Raw genomic sequence first — 21869 nt, forward strand, 5'->3', positions numbered from 1 at the left:
CGCCGGGACGACCAGCGATGGCTGGCACGGCAGCAGCCCCGCCGGGACGACCAGCGATGGCTGGCACGGCAGCAGCCCCGCCGGGACGACCAGCGATGGCTGGCACGGCAGCAGCCCCGCCGGGACGACCAGCGACGGTTGGCACACCGACACCAGCCCGGAGACGACCGATGGTTGGCGGCCCGACACCAGCCCCGAGACGACCGATGACTGGCCCGCCGACGCCAGCCGGCCCGGCGAGGGGCGACACCGCTCCCCCCGCCGTTGGCGACGGCCCCTGATGATCGGTGGCGCCGCCGCGGCGGCCACCCTCGTGGTGAGTCTCGGCGTCGGCGCGCTCGGACTACCCGGCGGTGACGACGGGGCCAGCCAGCCGACGGCCGTCGACGACACCTTCGCCGCGTCGGCGGCACCGACCGAGGAGCCGACCCTCGACACGCTCGCCGCGCCGTCCCCGACCAGCACGCCCAGCCCGACCCGGCCGAGCCCGTCGCCGAGCAGAGCCGTCAAGCCCACGCCGGAGGCGTCCCGTACCACCGCCGCGTCACGGCGCGGTGCGCCGCGCACCAGCGCGCCGAGCACGAGCAACGGCTCCAGCAATTCCAGTGGTTCCACCGGCACTGTCAGCGCCCAGGCCCGCGAGGTGGTGGACCTGGTCAACGCCGAGCGGGCCAAGGCCGGCTGCGCGGCGCTGAGCATCGACGACAAGCTGATGACCGCCGCCCAGAAGCACAGCCAGGACCAGGCCGACAACAAGAACATGTCGCACACCGGCAGCGACGGCAGCAACGCCGGCGTGCGGCTGGACCGGGTCGGCTACGCCTGGCGCACGTACGGCGAGAACGTGGCCTGGAACCAGCAGACCCCGGCCGCGGTGATGGACGCCTGGATGAACAGCTCCGGTCACCGGGCCAACATCCTGAACTGCGCGTTCACCGAGATCGGCGTCGGGATCGCCAGCAGCAACGGGCCGTACTGGACCCAGGTCTTCGCGGCGCCGCGCTGACCGCGCGTCGTTCGCGCCCCCGCGCTCGTTTGACCCGGTGAGGTACGCCGGGCCGGTGCGTGGGGGCGGCGTACCGGTGAGGGCGGCGACGGGCCGTCCGGGACCCGGGAGCTGCCGATGCGGATCCGGCCGCGGCGACGCGTCGCCGTACGCCCACTGCGCCGCGTCCTGTCGGCCGGCGTCGCACTCGTCCTGGTGGTGCCGGCTTACGGATGCCGACCCGAGCTGACCCCGCCCGGCGCGCCCACCCAGTGGCCGGCCGCGCAGGCCCGCCAGTGGCAGTGGCAGTGGCAGCTCAGCGGCCCGCTCGACCCGGCGGTGGAAGCGGACGTCTTCCTCCTCGATCCGGTGGACACCACCGCCGCGCAGACCGCCGAGCTGCGTTCCCGGGACCGCCGGCTGATCTGCCAGGTGCAGGTCGGCTCGGTCCGCTCCACCGACCCGGACGCCAGCCGGTTGCCGACCGTCGTGCAGGGCGCGGCCGCCCGTCGACCGGACAGCCGTTGGCTCGACGTCCGCAGCTGGGACGCGCTGGAGCCGGTGCTGGCTGACCGGTTCCGGCTGTGCCGGGGCAAGGGCTTCGGGGCGGTGGCGTTCGCCGACGCCGACGGGTACGCGTCCCGCACCGGCTTTCCACTCGACTTCGACGACCAACTGCTGTTCAACCGCCGACTCGCCGAGCTGGCCCGCGCACTGAGCCTCTCCCCCGGGCTGGTCAACGACGTGCCGCAGCTCGCCGCGCTGGCCCCGGACTTCGACTTCGCGGTCAACGAGGAGTGTGTCCGGCTGGGCCAGTGCGCCAAACTGTTGCCGTTCGTCGAGGCGGGCAAGCCGGTCTTCCACGTGGAGTACGCGGCCTCGACCGACGACTTCTGCGTCACCACCGTCGGCTACGGCTTCGCCTCGATCCGGAAGGACCGCAACCTGGACGCCTGGCGGGAAGCCTGCCCTCTGCCCTGACGCGGCGGTGGCCGGGCCGCGGTCGCGGCCCGGCCACACCCCGCCCCGCCCCGCCACACCCCGCCCCGCCCCCGCCCCGCCCCCGCCGCGCCCCCGCCGCGCCCCCGCCGCGCCCCCGCCGCTTGATCGACTCGACTTTCATGATGTCGCGGTATCGGGCGGCCTGGGATACCACGACATCAATGCAGCCGAGTTGATCAAGCGGCGCGGACCGGGTGGGACGGCGTGGGCCGTCTCCGGGTGGGGTCAGGGCACCGCAACCAGCTCCGGGGTCGGAGCCGGCGGATCGGCCGGCGCGGGTACGGGGCGCGGGCGCAGGAAACGCGGGGCCCACCAGTTCGCATCGCCGAGCATGGTCATCAACGCTGGCAGCACCACCCCCCGGATGATCGTGGCGTCCAGCAGGATCGCCGCCGCCAGACCGATGCCGAGTTGCTTCATGTCGATCGTGCTCAACGTGGCGAAGATCGAGAACACGCCGACCATCACGATTGCCGCGCTGGTGACCACCCCGGCCGACGAGGTGATCCCGTACGACACGGCGTCGCGGTTGGGCATGCCGGCCCGGATCCCCTCGCGGATCCGACTGACCACGAAGACGTGGTAGTCCATCGAGAGCCCGAAGAGCACCACGAAGAGGAACAGCGGCAGCCAGGACACGATCGCGCCCATCGAGGTGAAGCCGAGCAGCCCCTCGGCCCACTCGCCCTGGAAGACCAGCACCAGCAGCCCGTACGCGGCACCGGCGGAGAGCAGGTTCAGCACGATCGAGCTGGCCGCGACCACCACCGACCGGAACGTGAACACCATGACCAGGAAGGTCAGCACCAGCACGAAGCCCATCACCAGCGGCAACTTCTCCCGGACGTGAGCCGCGTAGTCCTCGCTGTCGGCCACGCTGCCGCCGACCGCGTACTCGATGCCGGGGATGCCCCGCAGCTCCGCCGGGACCAGGTCCGCGCGCAGCTTCTCCAGCGACTGCACCGACCGGTCGTCCCGGCTGGCGTACGGGGTGGCGACGTCGAGGACCGACACCCGCCGGTCGGCCGACACCTCGATCTTCGGGCCGTCCGCCTCGGCCGGGGCGAACAGCGGATCGCCGGCCGCCCGGGTGGACAGCTCGGTGAGGGCGGCACGAACCCGGTCGGCCTGCTCGGCCGGGGCCCGGACGGCCACCACGTGGTTGGTGCCGGTGCTCGGGAACGCGGCGGTGAGCCGGTCGTACGCCTGCATCGCCGGTGTGGTGCGGGGCAGGTCCTCCATGCCGGGGAACTTCAGCTTCATGCCGAGCGCCGGCGCGGCCAACGCGAGCAGCAGGCCGACCGAGATGACAAGCGTCGCCACCGGAGCGCGCAGCGCCGGCCGGAGCAGCGCAGGCCACAGCCTGGGCGTGCGGGGCTCGCCGTGCCGGCCGGTGCGCGGGGCGGTCAGCCGCCAGAGCAGCGGCACCCGGGGCCGGTCGATCCAGCGGCCGAGCCTGGCCAGCAGGGCGGGCAGCACGGTCAGTGAACCGGTCACGGCGACGGCGACCACCAGGATCGAGCCGACCGCCAGGGACGAGAAGACCACGTCACCGGCGAGCAGCAGCCCGGCCATCGCGATGATCACGGCGAAACCGGAGACCACCACGGCGTGCCCGGAGGTCTCCGCGGCGATCTCCACCGCGTCCAGGCCGGAGCGGCCCTTGGCGCGCTCCTCCCGCTCCCGGCGGATGTAGAACAGCGAGTAGTCGATCCCCACCGCCATGCCGATCAGCAGAATCACCGGTGACGTGGTGTCGGTGGCCGGCACCAGGTGCGAGGCGAACGTGGACAGGCCCATCGCGGCGGCGACCGACGAGAGCGCCAGCAGCACCGGGACGCTGGCCGCGATCAACGCGCCGAACGCGATGATCAGGATGGCCAGGGTGACCGGCAGGCTGAGCAACTCGGCGCGCTCGAAGTCCTTGCCCAGGGTGTCGTCGAGCGCCTGGCCGATCGACGGACCGCCGACCTGCTCGACACGCAACTGCGGGTGCGCGCTCTGCACGGCGGCGGTGGCGTCGCGCAGCGGCTGCACCCGATCCGAGGCGGTCTCCGGGTCGCCGGACATGGTGATCGGCAGCAGCAGCGCCGAGCCGTCCCGGGCGGTGACCGGCTGACCCACCTCGGCGACCCCGGTGACAGTGCGCAGCCGGGCCGCCGCGTCGTCGGCCGCCGCCTTCGCCGCCGCCGGGTCCAGCGCACCGCCCCGCGACGTGATGAGCACGTTGTCCACTGCCGGATCGTCGAAGTCACCGGCGTCCACGATCAGGCTGGCCCGCCCCGCCTCGCCGATCGCCTGGTCGGCGCTGGTGGCCTCGTTGAGGCCGGCGGCGTTGCCGCCCACGAAGCACACCGCCACGAACACGACCCACATTGCGATCGCCCGCCACGGGTGCTCGGCGCTCCACCGCGCCAGCCGCACCGTCACCGGTCTTGTCCCCATCTCGGGTCCCCCTGTCACGTCAACCCCCTGTCAACGGTGCTGACGTTAGGTGCGTGACGAGGCGGTCACATCGGGGAACGGCCCTGGCCCGCCCCGGAGCCGGTACACCGAGGGCGGCGGCCCGCGTTAGGGGGCATCAGCCCGCGATTCGGACGTACGCCGGGGTGCGGCCCGGAGCGTCCGGCCGCGACCCGCCGGTGCCGACCCGGAGCCGACTCCGGGTCATCCCCGAAGGGAACCCCGGGGCCGTGGCTGGCAGCGCGGGCAACTGTACGAGGATCGGTTCATGAACGCCTCGCGGCGGATCGGCGCTCCGCACCGTCGGCACGGCTCGCCCTCGCGACCGTAGGCGTTCAGTGCCCGATCGAAGTAGCCGCTCTCGCCGTTGACGTTGACGTAGAGGGCGTCGAAGCTGGTACCGCCCACGCTGATGGCCTCGGCGAGCACGTCGCGAACGTGGCCGAGCAGGCGCTGCGCGGCCGGCCCGGTCAACGCGTCGGTGGGGCGGCCGCCGTGCAGCCCGGCACGCCACAGCGCCTCGTCGGCGTAGATGTTGCCCACCCCGGAGATCAGGGTCTGGTCGAGCAGTGCCCGCTTCACCTCGGTGTGCCGGCGGCGCAGCGCGGCGACGAACGCCTCGTCGGAGAACTCCGGGTCCATCGGATCGCGGGCGATGTGCGCGATCTCGTCGGGCAGATCGGCGCCGCCCTCGCTCACCGAGAGCCCGCCGAACGTGCGCTGGTCAACGAAGCGCAGCTCCGGCCCGTCGTCGGTGAACCGGAACCGGACCCGCAGGTGGGTCTCGTCGGTGGTGCCGGGTGGCTGGAGCAGCAGCTGGCCGGACATACCGAGGTGCCCGATGATGGCGTCGCCGCTGTCCAGTGGCAGCCACAGATACTTGCCCCGCCGGCGGGCGTCCAGCACGGTCCGGCCGGCGAGCACGTCGGCGAAGTGCACGTCGCCCGGGACGTGCCGGCGCACCGCGCGCGGGTGACGGACCTCGACCGAGGCGATCCGGCGGCTGACGACCCACTGGGCCAGGCCCTGCCGGACGGTCTCCACCTCGGGTAGCTCAGGCACGCCGCAGGCCCGTCTCGTGGCCGTCGGCACCCCCGGCCGGCAGTGCCTGCGCCAGGTGGTCGGCCTGCTCGGCCTGGGCCGCCCGCCCGGCGCGTTCCAGCGGCCCGAACGGCTCATCCCGGTCGGCCGAGCCGTCCGGGTCGATCAGCTGACCCCGCCCGTCGCCGCCGGTCTGGCCGTCATCGCCGGCCCGGCCGTGATCGCCGGTCTGGCCGTCCTGGCCATCGTCGCAGGACTGGCCGTTCTGCTCGGCGAGCGTGCGCCACGCGGCCTCGGCGGCCCGCTGCTCGGCCTCCTTCTTGCTGCGCCCCTCGGCGCCGCCGTACCGGTTGCCGGCCACCACCACCCAGGCGGTGAACGTCTTGAGGTGATCCGGGCCGGTGCCCTCGATCCGATACTCCGGGACGCCGAGCCCGAGCGCCGCCGTCAGCTCCTGAAGGCTGGTCTTCCAGTCCAGTGCGGCGCCCCGACCGGCCGACTCGGCCATCAGCGGGTCGAAGAGCCGGTGGATGACGATCCCGGTGGTGTCCAACCCGTACTGGAGGTAGATCGCCCCGAGCAGCGCTTCGAGCGTGTCGGCGAGGATGCTCGCCTTGTCCCGGCCGCCGGTGGTCTCCTCGCCCTTGCCGAGCAGCAGGTACGCGCCGAGGCCGTCCGGGCCCAGGCCACGGGCCACGTCGGCGAGCGCCCGCATGTTGACCACGCTGGCGCGCAGCTTGGCCAACTGCCCCTCGGGCAGGTCCGGGTGGTTGTGGAACAGCGCGGTGGTGATCACCACCCCGAGCACCGAGTCGCCGAGGAACTCCAGCCGCTCGTTGGTGGGCAGCCCGCCGTTCTCGTACGCGTACGAGCGGTGGGTCAGGGCGCGCTGTAGCAGCTCGGGTTCCAGGCTCACGCCGAACGCGGCTTCCAGGTGACCGACGGACGCCCGCCGCCGCTTGTCGTTGCTCATGATGTGCGTACCTCGGTGTCGGTGGAGCGGTCGGTGCGGTCCATCGCGGCGTCGCCGTCGAGCAACGCCGAGACCAGATCGGTGGCCCGCCGCCGCCACAGGTGGGCGGCGAGGGCTATGCCGGAGGCGACATCGTCGGCGCGAGCGGAGCCGTGGCAGACGACCACCGTTCCCGCGACGCCCAGCAGGGCGGCCGCGCGGGGCGCGCCGCCCTCCGCGGGTGGGCCACCGGCCATCGCGTACGCGCCTTCGATGGCTTTGAGCAGCACGTTACCGGTGAAGCCGTCGGTGACGACCACATCGACGCGCGCGCCGAGGGTCACGTCGTACCCCTCGACCAGGCCGACGTAGCGCGCCCCACCGGGCAGCGACTCGACGGCGAGCAACGGGTCGGTGGCCCGACGGACCCGGTCGCCCTTGCCGGCCTCGGTGCCGACCGACAGCAGCCCGACCCGCGGCGCGGCGATCGAGTGCGCCACCGCGGCGTACGCGGCACCGAGCACGGCATGGCGGGCCAGGGTGGCCGGGCGGGGCTCCAGCGAGCCGCCGACGTCGAGGAGCACGACCGGCCCGGCCACGGTGGGCAGGGTGGCGGCAAGCGCGGGTTGGCGGATCTCCGGCCAGCGGCCGAGGCCGAGCACGGCCGCGGTGACGGTGGCACCGGTGGCACCGGCGGAGACCATGGCGTCGACGGTCCCGTCGCGGACGGCGGTGACCGCGGCCCGGACCGTGCTCTCCGCGCGGGCCGCGCTGGGATGGTCGGCCATGCCGACGACATCACGGACGGGCCGCACCGTGATCCGCGCACGTTGCGGCGGATCGAGGGCAGCAATCAGCTCGTCGGCAACCTCGGCTGGGCCGACGAGAAGCAGGTGCAGGTCGGGGTCAGCGCGCATGGCCCGCAGAGCGCCGTCAACCACGACGGCGGGAGCGTCGTCCCCGCCGAGGAGGTCAACGGCGATCCGCGCGGTGCCCGGCTCCATCGGAACGCCGGCCGGGGTGGGCCGGCCAGCGTCGGAGGAAGCCGGGGCACCGGGCGAATGCCAGGGTGCGCGCGCCGCCCGACCTGAGGTCGGGGGCGTCACTCGGCGTCCAGGTCAGACCTCGAGAACCTGGCGGCCGTTGTAGGTGCCGCAGACGGAGCAGGCGGCGTGCGGCAGCTTCGGGGACTTGCACTGCGGGCACGCGACGGTGGCGACCACTGTCGCCTTCCAGTTCGCCCGGCGGGACCGGGTGTTGCTGCGCGACATCTTGCGCTTCGGGACGGCCACGGTTCTTACTCCTCTGTAACGGTCAGTTGCGACAGGCCCGCCCAACGCGGGTCGATCTGCTGGTGACTGTGGTCGGCCGGCAGATCGTCCCAGTGTGTCCCGCATTCGGGGCACAACCCTGGGCAGTCCTCCCGGCAGAGCGGGTTGGTCGGCAGCGTGAGCACCAACGCGTCCCGCAGCGCCGGCTCCAGGTCGATCAGATCGCCCTGCATCCGGCCCACCTCGTCCTCGTCGGTCGTGGCGTCCGTGGTGCTGTCCTCGTACGCGTACAGCTCCTGGATCGTCACGCCCATCGAGTCGTTGATCTCGCGCAGGCAACGGCCGCACTCGCCCCGGACGGGACCGGTGATGGTCCCGGAGACGAGCACGCCCTCGGACACCGACTGCAACCTCAGATCGAGGTCGAGGTCCGCGCCCTCCGGCACGCCGATCAACTCCACACCGAGGTCCGCCGGTGCCGGCACGACCCGCTGGACCTCACGCAACGCGCCAGGGCGGCGCGGCAGGTCCCTCGTGTCGAGGACCAGCGGCGACCTGGGGTTGAGTGTCGATGGCGAGCGCTTGGGCATAGTCAGACTCCGGCCGGTGAGAGGCCGACAAAAAAGGTTACCTGGGTGACCACCGGACCGTCGAACCGGGGGCGACACCCGGGTGAGAATGTCGGCTGGTGAGGTGCCGCTCAGAAGGGTAGCGGGCGTTCCGCCTCATCCCCACCGAAGGTGCCGATCTCCCGTAGTGCGTGCATCTTGTCCCGGCCTCGCTCTATCGAGGCCAGCGCCCGGGTGAGGAACTGTTCGAAGTTGGCAAGCGCGGTGTCGACGTAGTCGTCGACCTCCTCACGCAGGCGCTGGGCCTCGGCTCGGGCCTCGGCGATGATCCGGGCACCCTCGTGCTCGGCCGACACGGTGATCTCGTTCACCGAGACCAGGCGGGCGTGTTCTGCCTCACCCTCGCTGATGATCCGGTCCGCCTCGCGCTTGCCGGCTTCCATGATCTTGTCGCGCTCCTCCAGGAGCGCGGCGGCGCGACGCAGGTCGGCGGGGAGATCGGCGCGCATCTCGTCGAGGGCAGCGATCACCTCACCCCGGTCGACCATGCAGTTGTTGCGCGACATCGGGACGGAGCGGGCCTGCTCCACCATGGCGATCAGTTCGTCGATGCGATCGAGCGGGTCCACCGGTACCTCACTCCTGTCGTTCCTCGGCCGACCTCCATGATGCGGGCTACGGCCGTTCCCCGCGTCACCAATCATGTCGTGCTCGCCGCACACGAGCCCCATCCGCCCCAATCCGGCGCGTCGCGACATCGTCACCCCGCGCCGATCGCGGATCACCGCTCCGACAATCTGCCGCAAAAGGGGCGTCCGAGCAACCGGCGGTCCAGGATCGCCAGGGCTGGACGGTCAGGGGCGGGGGCGCAGGCGGGCCTGTAGAGCCTCGCGGACCGGGTCGGGCACGTGGGCGGAGATGTCGCCGCCCCACTTCGCCACGTCCTTCACCAGGCTGGAGGAGAGGAACGAGTAGAGCGGGTTGGTCGGCATGAAGAGCGTCTCGACGCCGGCCAGCCCGATGTTCATCTGGGCCATCTGCAACTCGTAGTCGAAGTCGCTGACCGCCCGCAGGCCCTTGATCAGCACACTCGCCTGCTGCGCCCGGCAGAAGTCCACAAGCAGGCCGCGGAACGACTCGACCCGCACGTTCCCGTACGACGAGGTCACCTCGCGGAGCATGTCGATCCGCTCCTCGACGGTGAACAGACCACTCTTCGACTGGTTCATCAGGACGCCGACCACCACCTCGTCGAAGAGCCGACTGGCCCGCCCGATGATGTCGAGGTGTCCGTTGGTGACCGGATCGAACGAACCGGGGCAGACCGCACGTCTCATGATCGGCGACCGTACCAAAGGGTGGTCTCGCCGTACCGGCGACTGCGCTCGGGGGTGATCCCCTCCACCCAGTCGAACTGCCTGGTGCGGCTGGACCGCTCCACCACCAGCGCGTCGGGCACCAGCCAGCAACCATCGACAAGCGTCGTCAGCAGTGCGGTGATCTCCGCGTCCGGCACCGCGTACGGCGGGTCGGCGAAGACCACGTCGTACGGCCCGCCGTCCGGACCGGCGGCCAGCACCGTCGCCACCTTCCCGGCGACCAGGCGGACGGCCGGGCCGACGCGCAGGGCCGCCACGTTCTCCCGGATCACCCGGGCCGCCCGGGGGTCGGACTCGACAAGCAGGACGTGCCGGGCACCCCGGGAGAGCGCCTCCAGCCCGACCGCGCCGGAGCCCGCGTACAGGTCGGCGAAGCGGGTGCCGTCGAGGTCGACCTCGGCCTGAACGGCGCTGAACAGCGCCTCCCGGACCCGGTCGGACGTTGGTCGGGTGCCGGCGCCGGGAGGCGCGGCGATCCGCCGCCCGCCGAGCGTCCCGGCCACGATCCGGGTCACCGTCTCCTCCTGCTCATGCCCGCGACGCTACGCGAGTCGACGCCGACCACGACCGACACCGCCGGTATCGCCGGGCCGGGTGGCGTCCCGGTGGGGTCTTGACGTCGTCCGCCGCGCCTGAAACGCCCCTGACCTCCCTCGCCGCCGTTCGGTCCACTGCGGATCCGCCGACCGGCCGTCGACACCACCCGTCCTCAGTGATCAGTCGACCACCATCCGTTCATCAAAGATCACGAATCAACTACATTGCCAGATGGCAATGATGAGAACTCCCCTCATTCATGACTCGTCAGTACAGTCACCCTCTGTCCCCGCTTCGCGCGAGGACGCCCCCGCGTCGCGGACGTCCCGGTGAGCAGACGACCCACCCGGTCGCCCCGTCTCCCGACCTCCCGCCGCGATCCGTACCCCCTCACCAGGAGCAGGCGTTGAACCTCCCCAAGTCTCCGATGCGGCGCGTCGCGGCCATCGCCGCAGGCGCGCTGATCGGCCTCACCGGCGCAGCGACGTTCGCCGGCCCGGCATCAGCGCACCACCCCGAGCCCCGTGGCAGCTACTGCGCCGCCAAGGACGGCAAGGTGACCGTCAACTGGTCCGTGACCAGCACCGAGACCGACATCGACGGTGTCATCACCAAGCTCAAGTCCACGATGCCGGGTGACATCACCGGCGGCCTGGCCATCGGAGCGAAGCTCGAGAGGCAGAGCAGGGGCCCGCTGACTGGCACCCAGACCCACACCTTCAAGGGCAAGATCCCCAAGATCGAGCTCACCGTGGGTGCACACTGGGATCGCAACGGCCAGAGCCACGACGGGGAGCGCACTGTCACCGCTCAGCCCAGCAAGAACTGCAGCCCGACGCAGTCGCCGTCGCCCACCCCGTCGCCCACAGGGTCGCCCACCCCGTCGCCGAGCACCTCCCCGAGCACCTCGCCGACGCCGACCAAGTCCCCCGTGGTCACCCCGTCGCCGTCGGCCTCCAGCCCGACCGTGACGCCGTCGGCCACGCCGTCGGCCACGCCGTCGGGCCCGCTTGAGGGGGAGGAGCCCGCGTTCGAGGTCGACCAGACCTGCGACAACATGACCTTCACCGTCAAGAACCCGATCAAGGGCATCGCCTTCTCGGCGACGATGACCACCGAGAAGGGCGTCACCAAGACTCTGGCGTCCGAGCCGGGTAAGACCACTTCCGTCAGCTTCGACGCATACCAGGGCCTCAAGGTCACGGTCAAGTACGACGTGGTCGAGGAGTCCGAAACCGTCCCGTACACCAAGCCGGCGAGTTGCGGCCAGGGTGGCGGCGACAACGACGGGCCGGCGCTGCCGCTGACCGGTGCCGCGACCGGCGGGATCATCGCCGGCGCCGTGGTGCTGCTCGCCGCTGGTGCTGCTCTGTTCGTGATGGCGCGTCGTCGTCGGGTGCGCTTCACCGCCTGAGACAACACGCTCTAGCTAACAGCTGAGGGCGCGTCGACCACCCGGTCGACGCGCCCTCGGTCGTTTTCGTCGGCAGGACCTGAGCGCAGCCAGCGCCCTGCGCGAGCCGTGCAGGGAGTTCGGGATTCCATCGGTGCACGGCGAGGTGCGCCACCCGCCGCCTCGGCGTCACCCTCAACCTGGGCCGGGCGACTGAGAGTGCCGGGAGAAATCGACAGTCAGGCCAACGGGCTACCCCGTGCTGCCGACATGGTGCGGCGGGCCGGGGGCGGCCACATGGAGCACAGTCAGGGAATCGATGGGTGACGCTATCCGAGGTGGGGGGTGTCGCGGTGCTCGGCGTGGTGGTGGAGGCGGAGGCGGACGGTGTCGTGGATGGGGACGTGGTCGAAGTCGGTGGGGTGGATGAAACGGACCTCGGTGGACTCGTCGCTGACGGTCAGCGTGCCGCCGGTGACTCGGGCGAGGTAGGTCACTGTGAACTCCTGCCGCACCTCACCGTCGGCGTACGCGATGACGTGCGCGGGGTCGGTGTAGATGCCCAGCAGACCGGTGATCTCGACGTCCAGGCCGGTTTCCTCTTTGACCTCGCGGATGGCGCACTGTTGGAGGGTTTCGCCGATGTCCATGGCACCGCCGGGTAGTGCCCAGTTGCCGGAGTCGGTGCGCCGTTGCAGCAGTACGCGGCCGTGTTCGTCGGTGACGATCGCGGCGGCGCCAGGGACGAGGCTGTTCGCGGTGGGGGCGTCCGGGTCGTGGTAGTAGTCGCGCCGGCCGGTCACCGGGTCTCCTTCGGGTAGGCGATGGTGGTTTGCCAGATCTGTTCGAACTGGTCGGCGTGGGCGGCGAAGATGCCGTGCGGGGACAGTTCGCGCAGGTGTAGGGCGGGGTGTTGGTAGCCGCGGGCGCGGTACAGGTGTGGAGTGACGATCATCTGGTGGTCGAAGCGGAACACCGAGTTGTACAGGTGCACGGTGTGCAGACCGATCTCCACCCCTGGCACGTCGTGGAGCGGTTCGCAGAAGTTGAGGGCGTTGCGGATCCGGCCGGGGAGGGTGCCGCCGATCTGTTCGAGGGCGTCGCGTTCGGCGACGTGCGGGCAGTCCGGGTCGGCAAACGCGAGGCGAACCTGTGCGCCGTTGGCGGCTTTGTCGGTGATGAACTGCATCGTGTTGGGCAGCAGTTCGAGCAGGAACGGGTAGGCGTAGCCGAGCAGGTCGATCCGCGTGGTGGCGCCGGTGAGCAGGGCCGCCCAGACGTGGTGGGGGATGTCGGCGCGGTGGGCGTAGGCGGCGACAACCTCGGCGGTGGCCTCGGCGCCGGGTGCCTGGTCGGGGCGGGTCTGGGGCCACAGGTCGGCTTCGGTTTCGCCGAGGGCGTCCGCGACGGCGAGGCGGGTGCGCTGGTGCGGGATCCGGCCGGCGAGCCACCGGGTGACGGTCTTGGCGTCGACGCCGACGGCTGTGGCGAGGGCGGCCGGGTCGAGGTGGGCGCGGAGCATGGCCGCGCGGAGGCGGTGACTCATACCGTCCCACGGTAGTGGACACGGCGGGACGCGCCAGGGTCGTGAAAGTGTCCGGCCTGGTGTCCGTCGGGACGTTGGGGTGCCCAGTGCTGATTCGTAGGTTCAGCGGCAGGGGCCACGCCAGTTCGCTTGCGGCACTTTCGCCGGGCTGGTGGGTGCCAGGGGGAAGAGGTCGCCGCGTGTCCTGGGAGTCGGGTCCGGGGCGGACGGTGGCCCCTTCCCCCTTCCAACGATCCGGAGGGGTGGTGGAGTCGGTGTCAATGCATCAGCCGGTACGGCCGCAGTGGACCTGCGCGGGGTGCGGGGCAGCATGGCCGTGTCGGACCCGCAAGCGGCAGCTCGTGGCGGAGTTCACCGGCGCGCGGATATCGCTGATGCTGCACCTGTCGGCGTACCTGGTCCAGGCGTGCGAAGACCTTCCGCACACGCCGTCGGGGTTGCTGCACGCGCGGTTCCTGGCCTGGCCACGCTCAGCGGCACTGCGCAACGAGTAGCGGCGCCCCAGAAGAACAAACCGTGCGGCGACGCCTCAGCCCTTCTCCAGGTACTCCGCGCGGTCCTCGTCGACAAGCGCGGCGACCGAGGCGGCCAGCGCCGGATTGCCGGTCAGGTCCGGGTCCTCCTCGATCAGCGTGATCGCCTCGGCGCGGGCGTCGCGGATCAGGTCCGCGTCGCGGCGCAGCGACAGCAGGCGCAGGTGGGAGCGGTGCCCGGACTGGGTGGCGCCCAGCACGTCGCCCTCGCGGCGCTGTTCCAGATCCAACTCGGCGAGCTTGAAACCGTCGCTCGTGGACGCCACCGCGTCCAGCCGTTCCCGTGCCGACGAGCCCTCGGCGGCCTCGCTGACCAGCAGGCAGAGCCCGGCGGCGGCACCCCGGCCGACCCGGCCCCGCAGCTGGTGCAGTTGGGAGACACCGAACCGGTCGGCGTCCAGGACGATCATCACTGTCGCGTTCGGCACGTCCACGCCGACCTCGATCACGGTGGTCGCCACCAGCACGTCCAGGTCACCGGCGGCGAAGGAGCGCATCACGGCGTCCTTCTCGTCGGCCGGCAGGCGACCGTGCAGCACCCCGATCCGCAGCCCGTGCAGCGGCCCCTCGGCCAGCAGCGGGGCCACCTCGGTCACCGCCAGCGGCGGCCGACGACCGTTGTCGTCCACCGGCGGCGGCTCCTCGTCGGAAGCCGGCCCCTCACCAATTCGCGGACACACCACGTACGCCTGGTGGCCGGCGGTCACCTCCTCGCGCAGCCGACGCCAGGCCCGGTCCAGGTAGGCCGGCTTCTCGGCGGCCGGCACCACGTGCGAGGCGATCGGTGATCGCCCCCGGGGCAGTTGGGAGAGGGTGGACACCTCCAGGTCGCCGTAGACGGTCATCGCCACAGTGCGCGGGATCGGGGTGGCCGTCATCACCAGCACGTGCGGCGGCTGGTCGGCCTTGGCCCGCAGCGCGTCGCGTTGCTCCACGCCGAAGCGGTGCTGCTCGTCGACGACGACAAGGCCGAGGTCGGCGAAGTCGACCCCCTCGTAGAGCAGGGCGTGGGTGCCGAGCACGATGCCGGCGGCGCCGCTGGCGACCTCGCCGAGTGCCCGCCGGCGGGCTGCCGCGCCCAGCGAGCCGGTGACCAGCTCGACCCGGGTGGCGTCCTCGGCGGACCCCAGCTCGCCGGCCCGCCCGAGCGGCCCGAGCAGGTCGAGCATGCCGCGGTGGTGCTGGGCGGCCAGCACCTCGGTGGGTGCCAGCAGGGCAGCCTGCCCGCCCGCGTCCACCACCTGGAGCATCGCCCGCAACGCCACCACCGTCTTGCCCGAGCCCACCTCACCCTGCAACAACCGGTGCATCGGGTGCGGGGTGGCCAGGTCTCCGGCGATCTCCACGCCGACGTCGCGCTGACCGTCCGTCAGCTCGTACGGCAGTCGGGCGTCGAAGGCGTCCAGCAGCCCGTCGGGGCGCGCTGGGCGGGGCCGGGCCGGCCAGTCGGCCGCCCGGTGCTTGCGCTGCACCAGCGTCAACTGGACGGCGAACGCCTCGTCCCACTTGAGCCGCCGCCGCGCCCGGTACAGTGCCTCCTTGCTGGACGGCCGGTGGATCTCCGTCAACGCGCTGCCCAGCCCGACCAGCTTGCGGCTGGCCCGGACACTGCCCGGCAGCGGATCGTCCGGTGGGGTGAACGTGTCCAACACGACCCGCACACAGCGCGCGATCACCCAGGTCGGCACGGCCGCAGCGGCCGGGTAGACGGGGATCAGCGCGCCGGCGAACTCCTCGATCTCGTCCCCGACCGCCGCCTCGCCCTCACCACCCTCGCCGAGCAGGACGTACTCCGGGCCGTTGAGCTGCCGCTTGCCCCGGAACTCGGTGACCTTGCCGGCGAACAGCCCCCACCGCCCGGGGCGCAGCTCCCGCTCACGCCACGCCTGGTTGCCGAAGAAGGTAAGCGTCAGCAGCCCACCGGAGCCGTCGCCGACTGTCACCTCCAGCAGGTTGCCCCGCCGCTGCCGCATCGGACGCACGGCGGTGCGCTGCACCTGGGCCAGCACGGTGACCTGCTCGCCGACGTCCAGCGAGCGGATGTCGGTGTGCTCGCCCCGCTCGTCGTAGCGACGCGGGAAGTGGTAGACCAGGTCACCCGCCGTGTGCAGGTCGAGGTGCGCGGCCAGCGCCTTGGCTGTCTTGTCCCCGACCAGCTTCTTCAGCGGAGTGTCGACGGTGGCTGGTTCGCTCATTCGATCCCTACCAGGAGCGGATAAAACGGCTGGCCGCCCGGGTACGCGTGCACCTCGACGAACGGCCAACGTCGCGCGACGTGCGCGCGGACGGCATCGGTGAGCCCGGCCGGGGCGTCCACCCCGGACAGCAGGGTGACCATCTCGCCACCGCCGCCCAGCATCCGGTCGACGACGGCGGCGCAGGTGTCGGTGAGGTCGGTGCCGATGAGGTGCACCTCCCCCTCGACCAGCGCCAGCACATCACCCGGACGGCACGGTCCGGCCACGGTGAGCGCCTCCCGGCTGGCATGGCAGACCTCGGCGTAACGGCAGGCCCCGGCGGCCTCGGCCATCGCGATCACGTCGTCCTCGAAGCGGCGCTCGCCGTCGCGGACCGCGAGGGCGGCCAGCGCCTGCACCGGCGAGCGGGTCGGCACCACGCTCACCCTGATGCCGTGCCGACGGGCCTCCCGGGCTGCCGCGCTCGCCACCGCCTCCGTGTTGGGGTCGTTGGGCAGCACCACCACCCGGGCCGCGCCGGTGCCGAGGACCGCGTCCAGCAGCTCACCAGTGGACGGGTTGCCCGGCACCACGGTGGCGCCCTCCGCGGCGAACAACTCGGCGATGCCGCCGCCGGTGGCCACCACCACCGCGGCCCGGCCGTCCGACACCGGGCCGCGGGGCGGCTCCGGTTGGTCGGCGAAGCGGGTCACCGAGATCCGGTACGGGCGGCCGGCCGCGACGCCCGCCTCGACCGCCGCGCCCACGTCGTTGACGTGCACGTGGACGTTCCAGGTGCTCTCCGGCTTCCGCCCGTCGCCGACGACGACAAGTGAATCCCCCAGCGCGTCGAGCGCCCGTCGCATCCCGGCCACCGCCTCGGCCCGGGCGTCGAGCAGGAACTGCACCTCGTACGCGTACTCGTCGGAACCCGTCTCCCGGGCGACGGCGTCCGCCGGACGGGCGGAGCGCGGCGTCGGTGCCGGCCGGCCGGCGCTCTCCCCGGTGAGCACCTCGACCAGGGCGTCGAGCAGCACGCACAGCCCTCGCCCACCGGCGTCGACGACGCCCGCCTGGGCCAGCGCCGGCAGCTGCTCCGGGGTGCGGGCGAGCGCCTCGGCCGCACCCCGCGCCGCAACCTGGGCCACCGCCGCCAGGTCGTCGCTGTCCGCCCGGTCGGCCGCGGCGGCGGCCGCCGCGACCACGGTGAGCACTGTGCCCTCGACCGGCCGGGCAACCGCGGTGTACGCGGCAGCGGCGCCGGACCGCAGCGCGGCGGCCAACTCCCGGCCGCGCACCGCCGGAGCCCCGGCGGCCTCGTCGGCGAAACCCCGCAGGATCTGCGACAGGATCACCCCGGAGTTGCCCCGCGCGCCGAGCAACGCGCCCTGGGCCATCAGCCGCAGCGCGTGCCCGTGCGCCGTCGGGCCGCTGTCGGGGAGGGTGTCCAGATCCATTGCGAGGGCCTGCTGGGCGGAGGTGAGGGTGAGCACCAGGTTGGTGCCGGTGTCGCCGTCGGGCACCGGATAGACGTTGAGCTGGTCGATCTCGCCCTGGTGACGCTTCAGCGCCGCCAGCCCACCCGCGCACCAACGGCGCACCGCGGCGGCGTCGAGGGTGTCCAGCACGGCCAGAAGCCTACTGGCGCGCACCGACACGCGTCGGACTCGTCCGGCGTGTCCGGTTGCCCCGGCCCCTGGCAGGCCCCCTACCGGCCCGCACGACCGGGATCCGCCCTCCGGGTACAGTTGCCGCCGGAACCACCCCCGTCACCCGGCGGGCCGACCTCCATCCGCTGGCGGAGGGGCGGCTGGTCACCGGGCCAGGGCGGTTGGTCACCTCGGCGGGGCATCGGGTAGGCTGACGCGGTTGCCCGTGCAGCACCTCTGCCGGCAACCTCATGAACGTTTCAATCCCAGGAGTATCCCGTGGCTAGCGTGTGCGACGTCTGTGGCAAGGGGCCGGGCTTCGGCCACAACGTGCCCTGGTCCAAGAAGAAGACCAACCGCCGCTGGAACCCGAACATCCAGTCGGTGCGCACCCCGGCCGGTGGCGGCAACACCAAGAAGCTGCAGGTCTGCACCTCGTGCATCAAGGCCGGCAAGGTCACCCGCGCCTGACGCGGCGGCACCCACCTTCTCGTACGGCTCAGCCGGCGGACCTCAGGGTCCGCCGGCTCTGTCGTGCGCGCGCCGAGCCGTCGCCGAAGACCGCCGGTCAGAGCGTGCGGCCGAAGGAGACGCAGCCCTCCGCGTCCTTGTAGAAGCCGAAGTTCGGGATCCGCTCGTAACCGGCGGAGCCGTACATGGCGATCGCCTCGGGCTGCTTGTCGCCGCACTCCAGGACCACCCGCTTGCGACAGTGCTCGCGGGCCGAACGCTCGACGGCCGCCAGCACGGCGCGGGCCACGCCCCGCCCACGCGCCGCCGGGGCCGTGTACATCCGCTTCAGCTCCGCGCAGTCCGCGCCGTGGCTTCGCCAGCCACCGCAGCCGACCGGCTCGCCGGCCAGGTAGGCGACGAGGAACGCGCCATCGGGCGGCTCGAACTCGGTCGCGTCGACCGGGGTGTCATCGCCGGAGCCACCGTAGCGGGCAGCGAGGTCGGTCAGTGCGGCCTGGATCAACTGCTGCGCCACCGGTGCGTCGAACCGCACGGCCCGGATCTCAATCTCACTCACGGTATCCAGAATACGGTCGACGCCGGGCCTCACCGGAAGTGATCCCAGCCGGCCGGGCCGTCGTGGGGCGCGCCGTCGACAGTCACCCCGACACCGTCCGTGACCACCCCGATCGGCCGCCAGTCCGGCGGCAACACCACAGCGGGCGGGAAGGTCGCGGCCAGCGCGTGGTCGTCGCCACCGGCGAGGATCCAGGTGTACGGGTCGACGCCGAGCGCCTGCGCCGCGTCGGCCATCTGTCGGGGCACCTCGAACGCGTCGCGGCGCACGTCGATCGCGACACCGCTGGCCGCCGACACGTGCCCGAGGTCGGCGAGCAGCCCGTCCGACACGTCGATCATCGAGGTGGCGCCGAGCCGGGCGGCCTGCGGGCCGGCCGGATAGGGCACCTGCGGCCGCCGGTACGCCTCGACCAGCAGCCGGGGGGTGCGGAAGCCCCGGGTGAGCACGGTCAGCCCGGCTGCCGCGTATCCGGTGCGCCCGGCCAGGGCGAGCACGTCCCCGGGACGGGCGCCGGAGCGCAGCACGGGCGGGCGGCCCGCCAGGTCACCCAGCGCGGTGACCGCGACGGTCAGGGTGGGACTGGCCGACATGTCGCCGCCGACGACGCTCGCGCCGACCGTGGCCGCCTCGGCGGAGAGCCCGTCGGCCAACTCCTCCGCCCAGGCGGTGTCCAGGTCCGCCGGCATGCAGAGGGCGACGAGCAGTGCGGTAGGGGTGGCCCCCATCGCCGCGATGTCGGCCAGGTTGGCCGCCGCCGCCCGGTGCCCGACGTCGCGGGCGGAGGACCAGTCCCGCCGGAAGTGCCGCCCGTCGACCAGAACGTCGGTGGAGGCCGCCACCCGTCCGTCCGGCGCGGCCACCACCGCCGCGTCGTCGCCGGGGCCGAGCAGGGTCGTCGGTCCGTACGTCAGTCGGGCGGTGATCCTTCCGATCAGCCCGAACTCCCCGATCCCGGACACGCTGGCACCGCCGCCGGCGTTCCGCCCGTGCTGCCCGGCTCCGCCGTGCTCGCTCACCGCTGCTCCTTGACCACCGATAGGGATCAGACCTGGTCCGTAAGGTAGTTTCACCCTTCGGGCCGCTCCCGGGCGGCGACGGACGGAGGTCTAGTCGTGGTACAGGCGTACATCCTCATCCAGACCGAGGTGGGCCGGGCACGTGACGTGGCGGGTCTCATCGCGGACCTCTCCGGCGTGGTGCGCGTCGACGCCGTCACCGGGCCGTATGACGTGGTCGTCCTCACCGAGGCGAACACCGTCGACGAACTCGGCAAACTCATTGTGAGCAAGGTGCAGATGGTGCCTGGCATCACCCGCACCCTCACGTGTTCGGTGGTGCGGCTGTAGGTGGACGAGATGACGAACTCCTCCGCTGCGCTTGACGACGACGGGCCGCGCGACGCGTCCGACGGGACACCCGAGCCGGCTGACGGTATCGGTGCGTCGGCCGACCCGGCCGCCGCCGCGCCGGCCGGCCGGGACCGGACCATTCGTGGCGCCGCTCTGCTGGCCACGTTGATCGCGCTGCCGATCACGCTGCTGGTGGCCGTGTTGGCCTTCACCAAGCTCACCCCGGACGCGCCGGCCGCCGCGCCGTCCCCGTCCGCGACCACTGCCCGGGTGCAGTCCACCGCCCCGGTGGAGATGGCCGCCCCGGCTCTGGCCGCCCGCCCGGCCACGGTCTGCCGGGCCCTGCTCTCCCAGTTGCCGACGAGCATCCGCGACCTGGCCCAGCGGCCGGTGACCGCCGGCCCGGAGCAGAATGCCGCGTACGGCGATCCCGCGCTCACAGTGGCCTGCGGCGGCACCGAGCCGACCTTCCCCGCCACCGACGAGGTCTGGACGGTCAACCGGGTCTGCTGGCACCTGGCCGAACAGGGCGAGCAGACAGTGCTCACCACTGTCGACCGGGAGACGTCGATCGAGGTGCACGTCCCGCGTGCGTACGCGCAGCCGTTGCAGTGGGTGCCGTCGATTTCCAGCACGATCGTGGCGAGCGTGCCCTCCGGCGGCGCCATCCCGTCCGGCTGCCAGCGCTGAGCTGGCCCCCCGCGCCGGCTGAGCCGCGCGGGGAGGCCGGGTGGCTCAGTGCAGGCCGACGCCGCGCCGTTGGGCGGTACGGATCAGCCGGTTGACAAGCTTCGGGTACTCCAGGCCGGAGGCCGCCCACATCCGCGGGAACATCGACGTCGGGGTGAACCCGGGCATCGTGTTGAGTTCGTTGAGATAGACGTCCAGCTCCGGGGTGACGAAGAAGTCGGCCCGGGCCAGGCCGGCGCAGTCCAGCGCGGTGAACGCGCGAACCGCGTACTCCTGCACCTGGCGGGTCACCCGCTCCGGCAGTTTGGCCGGAATGTCGTACTCGCAGGAGTCGTCGAGGTACTTCGCCTCGAAGTCGTAGAAGTCGTGGTCCGCGACGACCCGCACCTCGGCCAGGACGGACGCCTCGGGCGTACCGCCGGCCTCGCCCTCCAGCACGCCGCACTCGATCTCGCGGCCGACGATCGCGGCCTCGATGATGACCTTCGGGTCGAACTGCCGGGCGGCGGCGACCGCCGCGTCCAGGTCTGCCCAGTCGGTGACCTTGCTGACCCCGAACGACGAGCCGGCCCGGGACGGCTTGACGAAGACCGGCAGACCGAGCCGCTCCTTGTCCTGCTCGCTGAGGGTCATCCCGTTGCGCAGCACGGCGTACGAGCCGATCGGGATGCCCTCGACGGCACAGAGCTTCTTGGTGAACTCCTTGTCCATGGCGGCCGCGGAGGCGAAGACGTTCGCCCCGACGTAGGGGATGCCGGCCATCTCCAGCATTCCCTGGATGGTGCCGTCCTCGCCGTACGCGCCGTGCAGCACCGGGAAGACCACGTCGACGTCGGCCAGCACCCGGGGGCCCTCGGTCGGGTCGAGCACCATCAGGCCGTTGCCGGTCGGGTCGGCACGCAGCACGATGTCGTTGCCGGAGTCGGCGGTGATCTCCGGCAGCTGACGGGCGTCGATCGCGAGCTGGGCGGGATCTCCGCTGGTCAGCACCCATTGGCCGGCGCGGGTGATGCCGACGGGCACCACCTCGAACTCGTCCGGGTCGAGCGCGCCGAACACGCTGCCGGCGCTGACGCAGGAGATGCCGTGCTCCGGGCTGCGGCCGCCGAAGACGATCGCCACGCGGGTTTTGCCTGGGGTGGTCACTCCGGTCACCTCTTCGTACGCGACTGCGGCTGGTCGTGCTCGCCGGTGGCGCTCACCCGGTTGACCTTACTGTGCGTGGCGATAGGGCGAGGCGATACCCGGCGAGCCACGGCGCGACACGGCGATCGGTCAGCACGGGATATACGGTGCGTGA

22 protein-coding genes and 1 pseudogene are annotated in these 21869 nt (G+C 72.3%); 7 read left to right on the forward strand and 16 right to left on the reverse strand.

Going from position 1 to position 21869, the window contains the following annotated elements:
- A partial coding sequence (locus ABZU25_RS26915) for a CAP domain-containing protein (protein WP_355032155.1) occupies window positions 1-1006 on the forward strand: 1006 nt, incomplete at its 5' end.
- Window positions 1007-1123: 117 nt separating this feature from the next.
- Complete coding sequence (locus ABZU25_RS26920; protein WP_355032156.1) at window positions 1124-1966, forward strand: endo alpha-1,4 polygalactosaminidase; 843 nt, start codon at window positions 1124-1126, stop codon at window positions 1964-1966.
- 246 nt (window positions 1967-2212) lie between these two features.
- On the opposite strand, the gene ABZU25_RS26925 is transcribed toward ABZU25_RS26920, so the two are convergent.
- The 9 genes and pseudogenes from ABZU25_RS26925 to rsmD form a co-directional block, all read right to left on the reverse strand.
- On the reverse strand, window positions 2213-4432 hold the full coding sequence (locus tag ABZU25_RS26925) for an MMPL family transporter (protein ID WP_355032157.1): 2220 nt from the start codon (window positions 4430-4432) through the stop codon (window positions 2213-2215).
- A gap of 222 nt (window positions 4433-4654) precedes the next feature.
- On the reverse strand, window positions 4655-5512 hold the full coding sequence (gene mutM / locus ABZU25_RS26930; RefSeq protein ID WP_355032158.1) for a bifunctional DNA-formamidopyrimidine glycosylase/DNA-(apurinic or apyrimidinic site) lyase: 858 nt from the start codon (window positions 5510-5512) through the stop codon (window positions 4655-4657).
- A 244-nt stretch (window positions 5513-5756) separates the two neighbouring features.
- A pseudogene (gene rnc / locus ABZU25_RS26935) lies at window positions 5757-6464 on the reverse strand (ribonuclease III); the annotation flags it as partial.
- Window positions 6461-7447: a phosphate acyltransferase PlsX gene (locus ABZU25_RS26940; RefSeq protein ID WP_355032159.1), complete on the reverse strand. Its 987-nt coding sequence runs from the start codon at window positions 7445-7447 to the stop codon at window positions 6461-6463. The gene ABZU25_RS26940 and the pseudogene rnc, both read right to left, overlap by 4 nt.
- A 114-nt stretch (window positions 7448-7561) precedes the next feature.
- Window positions 7562-7735: a 50S ribosomal protein L32 gene (gene rpmF / locus ABZU25_RS26945; protein ID WP_030335284.1), complete on the reverse strand. Its 174-nt coding sequence runs from the start codon at window positions 7733-7735 to the stop codon at window positions 7562-7564.
- A gap of 5 nt (window positions 7736-7740) precedes the next feature.
- On the reverse strand, window positions 7741-8304 hold the full coding sequence (locus tag ABZU25_RS26950; protein ID WP_355032160.1) for a YceD family protein: 564 nt from the start codon (window positions 8302-8304) through the stop codon (window positions 7741-7743).
- Between the two features lie 110 nt (window positions 8305-8414).
- On the reverse strand, window positions 8415-8912 hold the full coding sequence (locus tag ABZU25_RS26955) for a hypothetical protein (RefSeq protein ID WP_355032161.1): 498 nt from the start codon (window positions 8910-8912) through the stop codon (window positions 8415-8417).
- A gap of 225 nt (window positions 8913-9137) precedes the next feature.
- Window positions 9138-9620, reverse strand: a complete 483-nt coding sequence (gene coaD / locus ABZU25_RS26960; protein WP_355032162.1) for a pantetheine-phosphate adenylyltransferase — start codon at window positions 9618-9620, stop codon at window positions 9138-9140.
- Window positions 9617-10177 carry a 16S rRNA (guanine(966)-N(2))-methyltransferase RsmD gene (gene rsmD, locus ABZU25_RS26965; protein WP_355032163.1) on the reverse strand — a complete coding sequence of 187 codons (561 nt, stop codon included), beginning with the start codon at window positions 10175-10177 and terminating at the stop codon, window positions 9617-9619. The genes coaD and rsmD overlap by 4 nt, the downstream gene beginning before the upstream one ends.
- 428 nt (window positions 10178-10605) lie before the next feature.
- Here rsmD and ABZU25_RS26970 point away from each other — a divergent pair, with 428 nt between their 5' ends.
- Window positions 10606-11613: a cell wall anchor protein gene (locus tag ABZU25_RS26970; RefSeq protein WP_355032164.1), complete on the forward strand. Its 1008-nt coding sequence runs from the start codon at window positions 10606-10608 to the stop codon at window positions 11611-11613.
- Between the two features lie 308 nt (window positions 11614-11921).
- Here ABZU25_RS26970 and ABZU25_RS26975 read toward each other — a convergent pair whose 3' ends face one another.
- Window positions 11922-12395 (reverse strand): NUDIX domain-containing protein, encoded by a 474-nt coding sequence (locus tag ABZU25_RS26975; RefSeq protein ID WP_355032165.1) that lies wholly within the window; start codon window positions 12393-12395, stop codon window positions 11922-11924.
- A complete protein-coding gene (locus tag ABZU25_RS26980) occupies window positions 12392-13114 on the reverse strand; it encodes an XRE family transcriptional regulator (RefSeq protein ID WP_355032189.1) in 723 nt (240 codons plus the stop codon). The genes ABZU25_RS26975 and ABZU25_RS26980 overlap by 4 nt, the downstream gene beginning before the upstream one ends.
- Window positions 13115-13398: 284 nt before the next feature.
- On the opposite strand from ABZU25_RS26980, the gene ABZU25_RS26985 reads away from it, so the two are divergent.
- The gene (locus tag ABZU25_RS26985) at window positions 13399-13632 is read left to right on the forward strand and encodes a flavin reductase (RefSeq protein WP_355032190.1); all 234 of its coding nucleotides are present in this window, start codon (window positions 13399-13401) and stop codon (window positions 13630-13632) included.
- 35 nt (window positions 13633-13667) lie between these two features.
- On the opposite strand, the gene recG is transcribed toward ABZU25_RS26985, so the two are convergent.
- Both recG and ABZU25_RS26995 read right to left on the reverse strand, forming a co-directional pair.
- Entirely contained in the window at window positions 13668-15866 is a 2199-nt protein-coding gene (gene recG, locus ABZU25_RS26990; RefSeq protein ID WP_355032166.1) for an ATP-dependent DNA helicase RecG, read from the reverse strand.
- A complete protein-coding gene (locus tag ABZU25_RS26995) occupies window positions 15863-17476 on the reverse strand; it encodes a DAK2 domain-containing protein (protein ID WP_355032167.1) in 1614 nt (537 codons plus the stop codon). Before ABZU25_RS26995 ends, recG begins: the two co-directional genes overlap by 4 nt.
- Window positions 17477-17776: 300 nt before the next feature.
- Between ABZU25_RS26995 and rpmB the strand changes: the two genes are divergently transcribed.
- Complete coding sequence (rpmB, locus tag ABZU25_RS27000) at window positions 17777-17968, forward strand: 50S ribosomal protein L28 (RefSeq protein ID WP_091671657.1); 192 nt, start codon at window positions 17777-17779, stop codon at window positions 17966-17968.
- A 97-nt stretch (window positions 17969-18065) separates the two neighbouring features.
- Here the strand turns inward: rpmB and ABZU25_RS27005 are convergent, their stop codons facing one another.
- Window positions 18066-18527, reverse strand: a complete 462-nt coding sequence (locus ABZU25_RS27005; protein WP_355032168.1) for a GNAT family N-acetyltransferase — start codon at window positions 18525-18527, stop codon at window positions 18066-18068.
- 29 nt (window positions 18528-18556) lie between these two features.
- Complete coding sequence (locus ABZU25_RS27010; protein WP_355032169.1) at window positions 18557-19546, reverse strand: thiamine-phosphate kinase; 990 nt, start codon at window positions 19544-19546, stop codon at window positions 18557-18559.
- A 96-nt stretch (window positions 19547-19642) separates the two neighbouring features.
- Between ABZU25_RS27010 and ABZU25_RS27015 the strand changes: the two genes are divergently transcribed.
- Both ABZU25_RS27015 and ABZU25_RS27020 read left to right on the forward strand, forming a co-directional pair.
- Window positions 19643-19876, forward strand: a complete 234-nt coding sequence (locus ABZU25_RS27015; protein WP_355032170.1) for an Lrp/AsnC ligand binding domain-containing protein — start codon at window positions 19643-19645, stop codon at window positions 19874-19876.
- Window positions 19877-20569, forward strand: a complete 693-nt coding sequence (locus ABZU25_RS27020) for a DUF3515 family protein (protein ID WP_355032171.1) — start codon at window positions 19877-19879, stop codon at window positions 20567-20569.
- Between the two features lie 45 nt (window positions 20570-20614).
- On the opposite strand, the gene ABZU25_RS27025 is transcribed toward ABZU25_RS27020, so the two are convergent.
- Window positions 20615-21715 (reverse strand): D-alanine--D-alanine ligase family protein, encoded by a 1101-nt coding sequence (locus ABZU25_RS27025; RefSeq protein ID WP_355032172.1) that lies wholly within the window; start codon window positions 21713-21715, stop codon window positions 20615-20617.
- Between the last annotated feature and the right edge of the window lie 154 nt (window positions 21716-21869).

The sequence above is a fragment of the Micromonospora sp. NPDC005215 genome, from assembly GCF_040607915.1.
GTDB lineage: Bacteria > Actinomycetota > Actinomycetes > Mycobacteriales > Micromonosporaceae > Micromonospora.